The 14,034-nt window shown below is 63.6% G+C and carries 14 protein-coding genes; 11 read left to right on the top strand and 3 right to left on the bottom strand.

Annotated features, from left to right (window positions below; all coding sequences use genetic code 11):
- Positions 1-26: 26 nt before the first annotated feature.
- The 3 genes from HDC35_RS13695 to HDC35_RS13685 all read left to right on the top strand — a co-directional run bounded on the left by HDC35_RS13695 (position 27) and on the right by HDC35_RS13685 (position 2,578).
- Positions 27-1,259 (top strand): phage integrase central domain-containing protein, encoded by a 1,233-nt coding sequence (locus HDC35_RS13695; RefSeq protein ID WP_184647714.1) that lies wholly within the window; start codon positions 27-29, stop codon positions 1,257-1,259.
- Between the two features lie 232 nt (positions 1,260-1,491).
- Positions 1,492-1,866, top strand: coding sequence for an MbcA/ParS/Xre antitoxin family protein (locus HDC35_RS13690; protein ID WP_184647712.1), 375 nt, complete (start codon positions 1,492-1,494; stop codon positions 1,864-1,866).
- Complete coding sequence (locus HDC35_RS13685; protein ID WP_184647710.1) at positions 1,838-2,578, top strand: RES family NAD+ phosphorylase; 741 nt, start codon at positions 1,838-1,840, stop codon at positions 2,576-2,578. The genes HDC35_RS13690 and HDC35_RS13685 overlap by 29 nt, the downstream gene beginning before the upstream one ends.
- Before the next feature lie 101 nt (positions 2,579-2,679).
- Here HDC35_RS13685 and HDC35_RS13680 read toward each other — a convergent pair whose 3' ends face one another.
- The gene (locus HDC35_RS13680) at positions 2,680-3,168 is read right to left on the bottom strand and encodes an SRPBCC domain-containing protein (protein ID WP_184647708.1); all 489 of its coding nucleotides are present in this window, start codon (positions 3,166-3,168) and stop codon (positions 2,680-2,682) included.
- Between the two features lie 143 nt (positions 3,169-3,311).
- Between HDC35_RS13680 and HDC35_RS13675 the strand changes: the two genes are divergently transcribed.
- From HDC35_RS13675 to HDC35_RS19865, 3 genes are read left to right on the top strand one after another with little or no spacing between them, the layout of a single operon-like run.
- The gene (locus HDC35_RS13675) at positions 3,312-4,562 is read left to right on the top strand and encodes a helix-turn-helix domain-containing protein (RefSeq protein ID WP_221438256.1); all 1,251 of its coding nucleotides are present in this window, start codon (positions 3,312-3,314) and stop codon (positions 4,560-4,562) included.
- A gap of 53 nt (positions 4,563-4,615) precedes the next feature.
- A complete protein-coding gene (locus HDC35_RS13670) occupies positions 4,616-5,251 on the top strand; it encodes a glutamine cyclotransferase (RefSeq protein ID WP_221438255.1) in 636 nt (211 codons plus the stop codon).
- Between the two features lie 41 nt (positions 5,252-5,292).
- Positions 5,293-6,057 (top strand): MerR family transcriptional regulator, encoded by a 765-nt coding sequence (locus HDC35_RS19865; RefSeq protein WP_184647705.1) that lies wholly within the window; start codon positions 5,293-5,295, stop codon positions 6,055-6,057.
- A 337-nt stretch (positions 6,058-6,394) separates the two neighbouring features.
- Here HDC35_RS19865 and HDC35_RS13660 read toward each other — a convergent pair whose 3' ends face one another.
- Complete coding sequence (locus HDC35_RS13660) at positions 6,395-7,180, bottom strand: phytanoyl-CoA dioxygenase family protein (protein ID WP_184647703.1); 786 nt, start codon at positions 7,178-7,180, stop codon at positions 6,395-6,397.
- Between the two features lie 218 nt (positions 7,181-7,398).
- A complete protein-coding gene (locus HDC35_RS13655) occupies positions 7,399-7,821 on the bottom strand; it encodes a hypothetical protein (protein ID WP_184647701.1) in 423 nt (140 codons plus the stop codon).
- Between the two features lie 221 nt (positions 7,822-8,042).
- Between HDC35_RS13655 and HDC35_RS13650 the strand changes: the two genes are divergently transcribed.
- The 5 genes from HDC35_RS13650 to HDC35_RS13630 all read left to right on the top strand — a co-directional run bounded on the left by HDC35_RS13650 (position 8,043) and on the right by HDC35_RS13630 (position 13,966).
- Positions 8,043-9,134: a sensor histidine kinase gene (locus tag HDC35_RS13650; RefSeq protein WP_184647700.1), complete on the top strand. Its 1,092-nt coding sequence runs from the start codon at positions 8,043-8,045 to the stop codon at positions 9,132-9,134.
- Complete coding sequence (locus HDC35_RS13645) at positions 9,131-9,931, top strand: LytTR family DNA-binding domain-containing protein (RefSeq protein ID WP_184647698.1); 801 nt, start codon at positions 9,131-9,133, stop codon at positions 9,929-9,931. The genes HDC35_RS13650 and HDC35_RS13645 overlap by 4 nt, the downstream gene beginning before the upstream one ends.
- A 190-nt stretch (positions 9,932-10,121) precedes the next feature.
- The gene (locus HDC35_RS13640) at positions 10,122-10,370 is read left to right on the top strand and encodes an alpha/beta fold hydrolase (protein WP_184647696.1); all 249 of its coding nucleotides are present in this window, start codon (positions 10,122-10,124) and stop codon (positions 10,368-10,370) included.
- 116 nt (positions 10,371-10,486) lie between these two features.
- Positions 10,487-10,969 carry a hypothetical protein gene (locus HDC35_RS13635; RefSeq protein WP_184647694.1) on the top strand — a complete coding sequence of 161 codons (483 nt, stop codon included), beginning with the start codon at positions 10,487-10,489 and terminating at the stop codon, positions 10,967-10,969.
- A 42-nt stretch (positions 10,970-11,011) separates the two neighbouring features.
- Positions 11,012-13,966: a TonB-dependent receptor domain-containing protein gene (locus HDC35_RS13630; RefSeq protein ID WP_184647692.1), complete on the top strand. Its 2,955-nt coding sequence runs from the start codon at positions 11,012-11,014 to the stop codon at positions 13,964-13,966.
- Positions 13,967-14,034: the final 68 nt, after the last annotated feature.

The following is a 14,034-nucleotide window of genomic DNA, read 5'->3' as shown; positions in this document are numbered from 1 at the left end:
CGCCTCTTTGAGAAGGCGATACCCCTATGAGCAAGCTCTTTGCCACGACGATTGCGAGTGCGAAACCCCGTGAGCGCCCCTACAAGCTGTTCGACGGCGGCGGGCTGCACCTCTTCGTAAAGCCAAACGGTTCGAAGCTCTGGCGCCTGAACTACAGCTGGCTCGGCAAGCAGAAGACGCAGTCCCTCGGACAGTGGCCGGACCTCGGTCTCGCAGATGCGAGGGCAAAGCGCGACGAGGCGCGGCGGTTGCTGGCGCTTGGGGTCGATCCATCGCATCAGCGGAAGGTCGATCTCGCGAAGGCTCGTGTCGAAGAGGACAACAGCTTTAAATCGGTTGCCGTAGAATGGATCGCCAAGAATGAGCGCGAAGGCATGGCCGAAATCACGCTGAGCAAGATCCGCTGGCTGCTCGATAAGGCCTATCCGAAGATCGGTACGCGTCCGATCGCCAAGATCACCGCCCACGAGGTGCTCGTCGTTCTTCGGGCGGTCGAAGCAACCGGTCGCTATGAAAGCGCTCGCCGGATGCGCAGCGTCCTGGGCCGGGTGTTCCGCTATGCTGTCGCCACGACGCGCGCTGAGCGCGATCCCACAAGCGACCTGCGCGGTGCACTCACCGTTCCGAAGCCGAAGCATCTCGCGGCGATCACCACCGCGAGCCGTGCCGGCGATCTGATGCGTGCGATCGAAGGCTATACCGGCCACGCCATCACCCTGTTCGGACTTCGGCTCTCGGCCCACCTGTTCGTTCGCCCCGGCGAACTGCGCCAAGCGGAATGGAGCGAGTTTGACTTCGACCGGCCGGTCTGGAACATCCCATCGGAGAAAATGAAAATGCGGCGCGCGCACCGGGTACCGCTTTCCGCACAGGTGGTAGCGATGTTCGAAGAGCTTTGGGACCTGACCGGTACCGGACGCTACTGCTTTCCATCTTTTCGGACCGATCGCCGGCCGATGTCGGAGAATACGGTGAACGCCGCGTTGCGCGCGCTCGGCTTCGGACCGGAGGAAATGACGGCGCACGGCTTCCGGGCGATGGCGGCGACGCTCCTCAACGAGAGCGGCCGGTTCAATCCCGACGCCATCGAGCGGCAACTTGCGCACATGGAAAACGACGGTGTGCGGCGCGCCTATACCCGCGGCGAATATTGGGATGAGCGCGTTTCGATGATGCAATTCTGGTCGGACGAGCTCGAACGGCTTCGTGACGGTGCCCGGTTACTCAAGCCGAATTTTGGCAGTCGTCGCCAGGTTTGAAGGCTTTAAAATCGAACTGCTTCGCAAAAATCGATGCCGCTATCGTCCGTCAGCTTGAGCTTGCGCGGCGCGATAAGAGGGGAGGCGGTCAACGCTTCCTTTCAATTTTCTCATGGCCCGACGACGTCCGCGCAGCTCAGATCTTCGCCTCATCGGAAGAATCCGGCTGCCTTGTAATTTCCATCCTTTGTTCCTATGAATGATATGATCAATAACTGTTCAGGAGAATGTCATGGCTACGCTCCCGGCGTCTCACGTAGATCACGGACGAGTGCTCTCGGAAGCGGTCGCGCGCGTGGCCACGTGCTGGAAACTGACGAACGAGCAACTGGGCTCGATCGTCGGTATTTCCTCGGCAACCGCCTCACGGCTCCGTACCGGCAGCTATCGCCTTCAACCAGCCGAGAAGGCCTTCGAACTGGGGCAGTATCTCGTCCGGCTTTTTCGCAGCCTCGATGCGCTCATGGGAAGCGACGATGCCGCCTCGGTGTCGTGGCTGAAATCGGAAAACCTCGATCTCCAGGGCAGGCCCATCGACCTGATCCGCACGATTCGCGGTCTGAACGACGTTGCCGACTATGTCGATGACTACCGCGCCCGGGTTTGAGCGAGCGCCAAGGCCCGAGCATTTCCGTCCCTACAATGGAAAGCTCTGGCGGATCGTCGAGGCCCAGCACCGGATTTCGACCAATCGTCTGGCTGTCGGCACCGACGATCAGGCGTTGCTCGAACAGCTTGTTGAAGAAGTGAAGCCCAGGTTGCCCGTCGCGGCGAGACACCTCCACTATCTTCTCGCAACGCCGTTTCGCTACGGGCACCGGAGCAGCTCGAGGTTTCGTCGTGCCGGCGAGAAGCCCGGAATCTTCTACGCCGCAGAGGCAATTGGTGCGGCGATCGCCGAGATGGCCTATTGGCGGCTGCGCTTCTACGCGCGGTCGCCCGCCTTCGAGCCGCCGAGCGCGACTGTTGAACATTCGGCAATCAGTGTCTCGGTCGCTATGGACCGGATGCTTGACCTTTGTGCAGAGCCATTTGTCGGAGGTTCCTCGCTGTGGATGGCGCGGGAGGACTATTCCGCCTGCCAGCAATTTGCGTCCGAGGCGCGCGAGATCGACACTCAGGCCATCCGCTATGCATCCGTCCGGGATCCACAGCACCGCGCCAACATCGCCTTGCTCGACCCGTCGGTTTTCACCGACCCAGCGCCTCACAATGCCCAAACCTGGCATATTCGCTACGAGCAAGGCTCATTGGTCGCCCTTCGGGCCTTTCCATCACTCGAGCGGTTCAGCTTTCGCCCTTCGGATTTCGGCCTCTGACCGTGCGCGTTGCTACGTCAGCGATTCACATCCTCGCGATCTCGAAGGCGGCGGCCGTGTAAGAAAATGTAACCAGATAGCGGGCGGCGTCCAATTCCCCCTCAATGGCGGGTAAGTTTCTCCACGAGACGCTCGCTGTCGGTCTTGGGCGCCCCGATGTTCGGATCGCCGCGACCGGTTTCGATCAGGCTTTTCAGGCTGGCCATATAGTTGGTCCAGCCGCTCGTGCAGACCTCATAGCATTCATAGTCGGGGACCAGACCAATATGCGCGAACATCAGCTCGGACCCGCCCTTATGCGGCAGGATGTCGAAGCGGATCGTGGTGCCGGTCCATTCGGTCTTGTCCTTCGTGAAACCGAAATGATTGTCGATCACCGTCCAGACCACGCGGCGATCCGCTTCCAGTTCGGTGACCTCGATCTCGCAGCGGTGCAGATCCTGGACCTGGTGAACGAAGCGGCCGCCCACGGCGTCGGTCGTGCCTTCAATCCCGGCGGACCACCATCCGCGGACGTTGTTGATCGCGGCGAAAACGGCCGCGGGGGGCTGGGCAACAGGGAAGCGGATAGTGTAGCGATCGGTTGGCATCAGGCTTTTCCTTCCATGTTCGTCTTTCTTCGAAATCCCGAACCCGGCGATTGGTCATCGCCTGTGGCATGCTGGCCGTCGGGCTTCGACGGGCAGGGGACGTGCTGGACACCGCCAAGAGATAGGGCAGGCGCTTGGCGAAGGTGAGTGACATTTCTGGCGCGAATGACAGCCAGGACGCAGCCGCTGTTGCAGCCCAACTGCTAGCTGCCGGTGCCCCTTTCGACGCGCTGCAACTGGTCGCGCTGCGCGAAGACGCCGCAGCCCTTGCGTTGCGGGGAATCGCTCTTGCACAGATCGGCGACCTGGAACGGGGGATCGAGTTGTTGCGGAGGGCACGTGCCCGCTTCGCCGATGCCGATAAGCTGGCGAAGGCGCGCTGCATTCTTGCCGAGGCCGAAATCAGGCTCGCGCTTCGCGACTTTCGAACCGCATCGCGCTTGCTCGCAGGGCTTGCGGGCGCGTTCGGCGACCTGCAGGACCGCTTCAATGCGGCTCACGCCGTGCTGCTCGAAGCGCGCTTGCTGATGCTCACCGGGCGGATCGGCGAAGCGGGGCAGCGTCTCGACACGGAGATGCCTCTCATCATGCCGGCTTCATTGCGGGCAGCGCACCTCCTGCTCCGCGCGGAGATCGCGGCCCGGCGCGCGCGCGCGCAGGAAGCTGCGCTACTGCTTGCTGATGCAGTCGCTCTCGCGGGCGATCATGCGATGTTGCGGGCCCAGGCAGCGGCTCTCGGCGAAGCGCTGGAGCGTCCCGTGGCGCGAACCGCGGGGGGCCGTTTGCTTGTCCTGCGCGAAGTGGAAGAGCTGCTCGCGAGTGGAGCGCTGGTGCTCGACCTGGGTCGTCAGGTGCTGGGCTGCGATGGCATCCATGTGGATTTTACGGGCCGACCCATTCTCTTGATGCTTCTCCAGATGCTTGCCGAACAATGCCCGTCAGATGTCACGCGCGACACGCTCGTTCAGCGCGTCTTCGGCGCGCGCGAGGTGGACGAAGGATATCGAAACAGGCTTCGCGTCGAAATGAGTCGCCTTCGCCGTCATGTGGGCGGCACCGCCGCGGTCCGCTCGACCGCGCGCGGCTACCGGCTGGTCCCGCTTCGCGGCGGCGATGTTGTGGTTCTTTCGCCACCAATCGCATCGCCGGAGGCTAGATTGCTGGGTTTGCTTTCGGATGGCGAAGCCTGGTCGAGCTTCGCGCTGGCCGCCGCGCTCGGGGCCAGCCAGCGCAGCGTCCAGCGCGGTCTGGCGGCCCTGATGCGTGAAGGCCAGGCCGGGCCGGTGGGGGATGGTCGGTTGCGTCGCTGGGTCGCGCGCCCGCTCGCGGGCGTCACTCCCAATCTGTTGCTGGTTGCCGCGACGGGGACCGGGGATACGAAGGACATGCGATGAGCCAGGATTGCACCGAGGCCCTCCGGATATATCGGCTCGAGGATATCGACGTCGTGCACGGCGTGACCTTCGATGGGAACCGCGTCTGGTTCGCGAGCGGTTCGCACCTGAACGCGCTCGACCCGGGAACCGGACATATTCAGGTTTCTCATGCGGTGCCGGCCAACGCGGGAACGGCGTTCGACGGAACGCATATCTATCAGCTTTCAGGCCCGGAGATACTCAAGATCGAGCCCGTATCGGGCGAGGTGGTCGCACGGCTTCACGCGCCCGCCGGCGCTGGCCATTCCGGTATGGCCTGGGCAGAGGGGTCGCTATGGATCGGTCATTATGCCGAGCGGCGGATATATGAGGTGGACCCTGCATCTGGGGAGGTGCGGCGCATCCTGTCTTCCGATCGCTGCGTGACCGGCGTCAGTTGGGCGATGGGAGAGCTTTGGCATGCAACCGGCGGCCCGGAGGGAAGCGACCTGCGTCGTATCGACCCGCGTAGCGGGGCCATACTCGGCAAGGCCATCGCGCCCGCGGGCACGCATATCTCCGGGATCGAGTTCGATGGCAAAGGCCAGTTCTATTTTGGTTTCGCCGACAAGGGCGCGATCGGGCTGATGGCCGTTCCAGCGGACGCGGCGCCGGCCCGCCACACCGCTGATTTGTCGGAACTCCCGCTTGACCCTGACGCGACGTGAGGGGCTATCGGAGTCGCCGCGCAGGAAAACAGGAGTTATGTGTGGCTCGATACAAGGTTAGCGAACTGGCGGCGATCGCGCGTATTTCCGTCCGGACGTTGCACCATTATCACGAGATAGGGCTGCTTGTCCCTGCAGATGTAGGGCCGAACGGTTATCGCTATTACGACCGCGAGCAGGTGCTGCGCTTGCAGCAGATACTTATCTACCGTGAGCTCGGGATGCCTCTCGCTGAGATCGCCAGGGCACTCGATGCCCCCGATTTCGATCGTTTGCAGACCCTGCGCGAGCAGCGCCGGCGGATCAGCGAGAACATGTCGCGCGGAGCCCGGATCCTGGCGACGATCGACCGCACAATCGCCAATCTGGAAGGAAAGCATATCATGAACGATGAAGAACTATACACCGGCGTCGTCGATCCGGCGAAGCAGGCCGAATATGAAAAATGGCTCATCGACAAATATGGCCCCGACATCTCGAAAGACATCGCAGAGGGGCACGAGCGCTGGGACGATGCGGCTCCGGCCGAAGTTGAAAGCAGGATGCGGGAGCTCAGCGCGATCGAACAAGAGCTTGCCGAGCAGATGCAGAAAGGTGTCGCCCCCGATGATGCCCTGCTTGATCCCTTCATCGAGCGCCACCGGGCGTGGGTCGAGGGGATGTCGGGACCGAGTCTGCCTTCTGCATACGCCGGGCTGGCTGACGTCTACGAACATCCCGACTTCGAAGCGCGCTACGAAGCGATCGCGACGGGCTTCGGCGCCTTCCTGCGTGCGGCCATGCGCGCATGGGCTGCCCGGCAGTAGCAAGGGCTGGGAGGGACCTCCCGGGCGGGCAGTATATTGACCGTTTCGGGGGGCGTAGATTGCCGGCCAGCGAGTTCTGGTGCCGCCTGCCTCGTCAGGCGTCCACAAAAGCTTGCAATGAGCCAACGCACCCGATGCAGACATCGTGCCGACGTTGCCCCTGCCGGGCTTGCAGCATCTTCACGATCAGGCCACGGTCGGACTTGGATATGGGCGGCGCGGTTGCTCGCCGGTCCTGGCAGCGGTTGAAACCGCGATCACGGGATAATTGTCGCATCCAGCGGTGCGCGAGCTCCAAAGTGAGACTTGGGGCCGAGGGCGGCCCCAAGTCCGGTCGTCAAAGTGCGCAGGCCTGCCGAATTGCCAACTGCACGGGCGAAGCCGGCGAACTCGGATCAAGCTCGCCCCTTGGCAACAAGGGCGGCTGCGCCATGAACCGCGGTTGCTGTCCCCGGTGAGGTTGCGCCGAGTGCACGAGGAAGGGATGGCACAAATAGACAGTGCCAGCCGCGCCGGTTGCCAACTCTTCGGCGCATCCGCTTGTCGACGCATAGCCGTCCGCGGAAAGCTGGCCAAGCGTCGCGCCGGCCTCGCCATAGGGCAACAATTCCCTGGCGATGACAGCATGCGATCCCTTGCGGATTATCGTTGGCGCATCATCGGGACCGACATCCGAAAACAGGAACAGCATCAAGAGGGCACGCCCTTTGCTCATGACATTGGCCCGCCATTGCATGAAATCCGGATTGTCGGTGCCGAAGCTCACGTCCACATGCCAGCCCACGTCTCCCGGCGCTTCGGGCGAGGGAAAGCGGATGGGAAAGGTTCCGACCCCCATCGGGGCAAGCCACCGGCCCTCCCCGGCGAGTTGATCATAGGCCTTGCGCAGTCTCGGCGTGTTCGCAGCCTCCACGAAGGGCGGCGATGACTTGACTCCGATCCGAACCACCGGCTGTGCCCAGCCTTCCGGCCGGTCCGGCGACAGCCCCATGTCGTGCCACAGTTCAGCCCTCGCTCGCGCTGCAAGGTCCGGACTGAAAGCGTCCTCGACTTTAACAAACCCGTCGCTGATGAAATTCTCGACCTGACCCGCGGTCAGGCCCACATGCTCGTTATCAGGCATGATAGCATTCTCCATTCGGCCTCCGCGTCTGCGGGGCCGCTTTTTTGACTGACGACGCACAGGCGCCGGAACGACTCGCGGTCGCTCAGATCAGCGGGAAGAATGTCGACTTGAACATGATGCAGGAATCCTAGGAAGAATGGGGCGATGATGCAATCCTGTGGTAACTGCCGGCGGCGGCGGAGGGGGGCAAGGACCGCCGCCGGCAGTGCGCCTCTCTAGACGCCTCGTTGCGCGGCTGCGCGCAGCGCCGCCATCTCGCGTTTGTCGACGATGCCGTCGCGGTTCCGGTCAGCCCGGTCGAACGCGGCGCTTCGTCCGTTGATCGCTTCGCTTCGCGTCACGATCCCATCGCCGTTGCTGTCGAGAAAAGCGCGAAACTGGTGAAAGCGAGCGCTGCCCGGCACGAGCGGGCTCGGGGCATCGCGCTTGTCGACGCGGCCGTCTTGGTTGCCATCCAGACGATCGAAGATCGTCTTGCGGAGCGCCATATGCTCGGCCCGGGTAACCTTGCCGTCGTTGTTCCGGTCGGATTTCTCGATCACGCGCAAGACGTCGCTCGCCGAGGCAGCCATCGCCGGCGCGGCGATCCAGAAGAGGGCTAAGAGTGCAGACGCGCCAACGCGCTTGGTGCGGATCATCGGTAGGCTCCTGATTATTCTCGCCCGTCGATGGACGAGCGCTCGGTTGCAATCCTTGGCAAGCCGGGGGGACCGGGGCGTGAACCCGGCGTAAGTGTTCGGCAACAAATTGTAACGCCGCCGCTGCGGCGGTTGATCGCGGCGCCGCAAATGCGATGAACGGTCGAACCGTGCTGCTCAAAGTGGGCGCCTTCTCTCCGGCGCGGCGCTAGGATGACCGGGTGAAGCGAGTAGCGACCAGCGATTATTCCGAGTCCGACAGGCGGGACGCCGCGAGAAGCGATATCCAGAGCTGCCGGCTTCTTGTCTGGGCGACCGCCATTCTCTGGCTCGCCAATTTCGGAATCCTCACGCTCCGATCTTTGTTCGAGCGTCCCGATGCCTGGGGCAACCTCATCGTGCCGCGCCTCTTCTTGGCGCTTGTTGGTGTGGGCTTCTGCTACATCCTCCACCTAGCGCTGCGCTATTTCGAGCGCCATGGCCTGCGCTGGCAGCTCGCCGCCGCGGCGCTGCTCGCGCCAGCAGCAGCCGAAGCCTATGCCTGGTTTATCACCCTCTTTGTCCGGATCGTCTTCGGCGCCGAGCAGCCCATGCCGCCTGGCTCGGTCGTTCTCGAGCTCGCCCTGCATCTCTGGTTCTTCGCGACCTGGATCGGTTTCTATCTCGCCATCTCGTACAGCGCCCGGTTGCGCCGCCAGGAGCGGCGCGAGGCGCGCGCGCATGCGCTGGCGCAGGCGGCGCAGCTGCAAGCGCTCTATTATCAGGTCAGCCCGCATTTCCTTTTCAATACGCTTAACGCGCTCGCGTCGCTGATCGCCGATCGCCGTAATGACCAGGCGGAGGAGATGGTCGAGCGGCTGGCCAATTTCCTTCGCCTTACGCTCGAGCTAGACCCCAATGAGGATGTCACGCTGGACTGCGAACTGTCTTTGCAGCGCGCCTATCTGGAGGTGGAGCGCGTCCGCTTCCCAGATCTCCGGCTCGACATCGAAGCCGACCCGGCGATCACCGGTATGGCGGTCCCAAGCCTCATCCTTCAGCCGCTGGTCGAAAATGCCATCAAGCATGGCGTATCGCGCCATCTCGGGCCCGCCCATATCGGTATTTCGGCCCACAGGCGTGAAGAACTGCTCGACCTCGTGGTGACGAACCGCGCGCCGCCTCCCGCCGCCATGCAGCCGCTCGGGATCGGGCTGCGCAACGTGCGCGAACGGCTCCACGCCCGGTTTGGCGAACGCTCGGGTCTGTCGGCCGAGTTTACGCCGCCCGACCAGTTCGTCGTCCGCCTTTCGCTGCCGTTGGTGCGGATATGAAGCCGCTGCGCGTGCTGATCGTCGACGACGAGCCCCTCGCGCTGCGGCGCCTCGAACTCCTTCTCGGGACGATCGATGGCGCCGAACTCTGTGGACGCGCCGAAGGATGCGCGGAGGCAGCCGAGCGGACCGCAACGCTGCGTCCCGACGTGGTGCTGCTCGATATTCGGATGCGCGACGGCAGCGGCTTCGACTTTCTGTCGCGGATCGACATGGACCCGGGACTCCAGGTGATCTTCGTCACCGCCTTCGACAGCCATGCGATCGAGGCCTTCGGTCATCATGCGGTCGATTATCTCCTGAAGCCGGTCGACCGAACCCGTCTCGAAGCCGCGCTCGCGCGGGCGCGGCTCCTGATCGATCAGCATGAGCGCGCTGACCGCGCCGAAGAGCTCCAGGCCGTCGTCGCGAATCTTCGCGAGCGGATGCGCGAGGGCGACCGCCCGGCTTATGACCGAGAGATATGGATCCGAAAAAAAGTGACCGGCTTCATCCGCGTTCCCACCGACGAAATCGACTGGATCGCGTCGGAGGATGATTATGTCCGGATTCATGCCGGGGATAAATGCTATCTCCTGCGCAGTACCCTCGGGGACATGCTCGAACGGCTCGATCCCGCGCGCTTCGCGCGTATTCATCGCTCCACGATCGTGCGCAGCGAAATCGTCACCGAGTTCTGCCGCGAGGGCGCCAGCTTCAGGGCCATCCTGGCCGACGGTCGCCGCCTTCCGGTCGGCCGCGGCTATGCCAAGGAAATCCGGCGCGATCTCGCCCGCTTCGAACGCCAGCCAGTCTAGATTCAAAGGTCCAACGACAGATCTGGGCGAAAGGTCTTTGTCCGCACTTGCCCTGCTGACGATGGTATGACCCGCTGGCGTCTCCGCGACGGTCACCGACCGGCATGTCACGGGAGCGGGGGGCGACATATGCGTCGTCGAAAGCGGGTCCGCCGGGAGAACGGCGATCCTGTTCATCCACGGATAGGGCATGACGGCGGATGTCTGGCGCAAGCGGCTCGATTATCTCCGCAGGTCCCGGCGCGTCATCGCGATCGATCCGTGCGGCCAGGGTAGATCGGGAGGGCACGACGCCGATGTGTCGCCCGAGGGGCGCGCTGCCAATCTCGCCGCGCTCCTCGACCGGCTCGGCCTCGAACGCGTCGTTCTCCTGGGCTGGTCGCTCGGCGTGAAGATAGCGCGTTCACGGTCCGTCGCGACGTTCGGGGGGCGGAAATGACTGTTCACCTTGCTGCGCGGCTCTGCGGATGGCCGATACGGCCGTCCGGCGCAAATAGTCTGCCGCGCTAGCGCGCGTCGCTCCACCTAATTCCCGGTAGCAGGGAGACGGAGTGGATGCAGGATATCGCTTTCGACAGTTCAATGGCCGCCGCAGGATTGCCGATCCGCCGGGTCCTCGGTGCTGCAGCCGTTGCGGGCACGCTCGACCTGATGTTCGCCGCCGCGCTCTGGTATCCCAAGGGCGTCCCGCCGAAGACCATCTTCCAGTCGATCGCAAGCGGTCTTCTCGGCCCCGACGCTTTTGCGGGCGGATGGGGCGTCGCGGTCCTCGGTGTCGGCCTCCACTTCGCGATCATGCTGATCATCGCCGTCCTTTACGCCTCGCTGGTGCCGGCTGGTCTGCGCGCCCGGCCCCTGATCGCCGGGGGGCTGTACGGCCTTGCGATTTGGCATGCGATGAACCTGGTGGTCGTCCCGCTTTCGGCGGCGCCGCTGTCCTTGCCGCCGTTCTGGATCGGGGCCGCAGACATGGCCGGACACATACTATTCGTCGGAATGCCGATCGCCATGCTGTTCAAGCCCGCAGCGCAGCGATGACGGCGCCGATAATTTTTAGTGAAGAACAAAAAGGGGAATGACATGAACTACAAACGCTTCGCTCGGCTTCAGGTACGAAGCCAGATTGCTCTACTGGCGATGGCTGCCGCGCTTGTTGCCGCACCTGCGGCGGCGCAGAGCGGAGGCGATGCACCCGGCGAAGACGAGGGCACGGCCGACACGATCGTGGTGACCGGGTCGCGCATCGCGCAGCGCAAGTTCGATACGGCGAGTCCTGTTGCCGTTGTCGGCAGCGAGGAATTCAAACTGTCGGGCGCGGTCAACGTCGAGCAGGTCATCAATACGCTGCCACAAGTCGTGCCGGGCGCGACCGCATTCTCGAACAATCCCGGAAACGGCGTTGCGACGCTCGATCTGCGCGGCCTCGGCAACCAGCGGACGCTCGTGCTGGTGAACGGCCGCCGCTACATCTTCTTCGATGCGACGCAAACCGTCGACCTCAACAATGTTCCGCAGTTCCTCATCGAAGGGGTCGATGTCGTCACCGGTGGTGCCTCGGCGGTCTACGGCTCCGATGCAGTTGCGGGCGTCGTCAACTTCCGCCTCCGCAACGATCTTCAGGGCCTCGAGCTAGGGACCCAGTATGCGATCACGGGGCGCGGCGATGGCGCGCGCTGGAGCGTCAACGCCGCGCTCGGTTCGGACATCCTCGACGGCAAGGGGCACATCACCCTCTACGGCGACTATTTCAACCGCAAGACGATCTCGCAGGCCGCTCGGGGATTCTCGCGCCAAGTGATGGTCGAGAACGCCACGGATACCGGCCTCATTCCCGGCGGTAGCGCCACCGTGCCGGGCGGCCGCTATGCGATCGCGGGTACGGTCGTCGTGCCGGCCGGGGGCGGCCTCGGTTCGGTGGCCCTCGACCGCGGCGTCGGGAACTTCGCTACCGCCAACGGTGCGATCTATACGGCTCCAGGCGTGTCGCGGCCCTATGTCGATCCCAGCGACGCCTATAATTTCGCGCAGGACAATTTCTTGCAGGTCCCGCAGGAGCGCTGGCTCCTCGGCGCCTATGGCAATTATGAAGTCTCAAGCGCCATCAATCCCTATTTCGAGATCACCTTCGCCAACAATCGGGTCCAGAACGAGCTTGCACCTACTCCGGTCACCGGCGTGTTCGCGGTGGCGACGAACAATCCCTTCCTGTCTGACGCGGACCGGGCAGCGCTCGTCCAGACCGACCTCAACGAGGCGGCGATCGATGCCGCGCGCGCCGCACGCGGCCTCGCGCCCCAGTTTGGCGATCCCGGTTTCGTGAACGTTTCGGTCTCGCGACGCGTCAACGATATCACCGCGCGTAATGCTCTGTTCGAACGCAATGCCTGGCGCGCCGTGGTAGGCACGAAGGGCGATCTGGGCGGCTCGCTGCGCTACGACGCCTATTATCTCTACTCGCGCACCCGCAACAGCGTGACGCAGACCGGCAACATCTCGCGCTCGGCTTTCGCCAAGGCGCTTCGCGAGAACCGCCTCAACATCTTCGGCCCGGGCACCATCTCGGACGCGCTGGCCGAGGAGATCACGATCACCGCTCAGAACAGCGAACTCTCGCAATTGCAGGTCGCGAGCGCGTCGCTGTCGGGCGACCTGTTCGAGTTCGGTCTCGGCGGTGACCCCGTCGCGTTCGCGGTTGGCGCCGAGTGGCGGAGCGTCGCGAGCGAGTTCATCCCCGATACCGCGCTCTCGAGCGGCGACGTCATCGGCTTCAACGCCGGTCAGCCGACAAAGGGGGGATACAGCGTCAAGGAACTGTTCGGCGAGCTGCTTGTACCCGTCGTGGCAGACAAGCCTTTCGCGCATGACATCACGCTACGCGGCGCGGCGCGGTACGCCGACTATAGCCTCCAGGGCGTCGGCGGCGTGTTCACATGGGCGGCGGGTGCCGAATGGGCGCCGATCTATGACATCCGTTTCCGGGGCCAGTATCAGAAGGCAATCCGCGCCCCCAATGTCGGTGAGCTCTATGGCGGCCAGGCGAACGGTTTCCCATCCGCCACCGACCCTTGTTCGGCGCGGTCGTCGGCAGCCTCCCGTACCGATGCCGTGCGGGACCTCTGTATCGCGACCGGTGTTCCTTCGTCACTTGTCTTCCAGAATTCGGTCCAGCCCAATTCGCAGGTCGAAACCCTTAGCGGCGGCAATCCGCTGCTCAAGGAAGAGAATTCTGAAACATACACCGCCGGGGTCGTGGTGCGTCCCTCGTTCCTTCCAGGCCTCAGCATCACTGCGGACTATTTTGACATTCGGGTGAAGGACTACATCGCACAGCTGGGCGGCGGCGCGCAGGGCGTGCTCAACCTCTGCTATTACACGGTCCAAGATATCGACAGCCCCTATTGTCAGGCGATCCGGCGCGATCCGCAGACCGGGATGATCGGCGGGCAGTTCCTGTTGACTGCGCTCAGTTCGAATATCTCGGAGCTTCGTACGGCCGGCGTCGACCTCCAGGTCGATTATGGCATGCGGGTCGGGAAGGGCCTTTTCGGGTCGGACGCGCGTCTGAACTTCTCCTTCCTCGGTACCTGGACGCGCAAGGCAGACTATACCGCCGTGTCAGATCTGCCCGATGAGGTCACCCACTGCGGTGGCGGCTTCGGTACCAACTGCGATCCGGTGTTCGGCGATCCGGTACCCAAGTACCGGTTCACCGCCCGCGCGGCGTGGGTCGAGGGGCCGTTCACGGCAAGCCTGCGTAACCGCTATATCGGACCGGTCACGAACGCGCGCATCATCAACGGCGTGGCGGACCCCGCCAGCATCACGGTCGATCGCCTCAAGGCCAAGACCTACACGGACCTCTCCTTCGCGGTCGATGTCGACGAGCGTCTTACCCTGACCTTCGGTGTGAACAATCTGTTCGACGTACAGCCGACGCAGATCGACGATGCCAATGACGAGCAGGCCGGCACCTATCCTTCGACCTACGATGTCCTCGGGCGCGACTTCTTCGTCTCGGCGCGCATGAGGTTCTAGGTTCCTCGACCTGGTTCAGCAGTCCCTTGCTCAGGTTGGTGGAGGAAGGGCGGGAGCTTTGCTCCCGC

The organism is Sphingopyxis sp. JAI128 (genome assembly GCF_014207235.1).
Taxonomy (GTDB): domain Bacteria; phylum Pseudomonadota; class Alphaproteobacteria; order Sphingomonadales; family Sphingomonadaceae; genus Sphingopyxis.
This window is presented reverse-complemented; position numbering and strand designations above follow the sequence as displayed.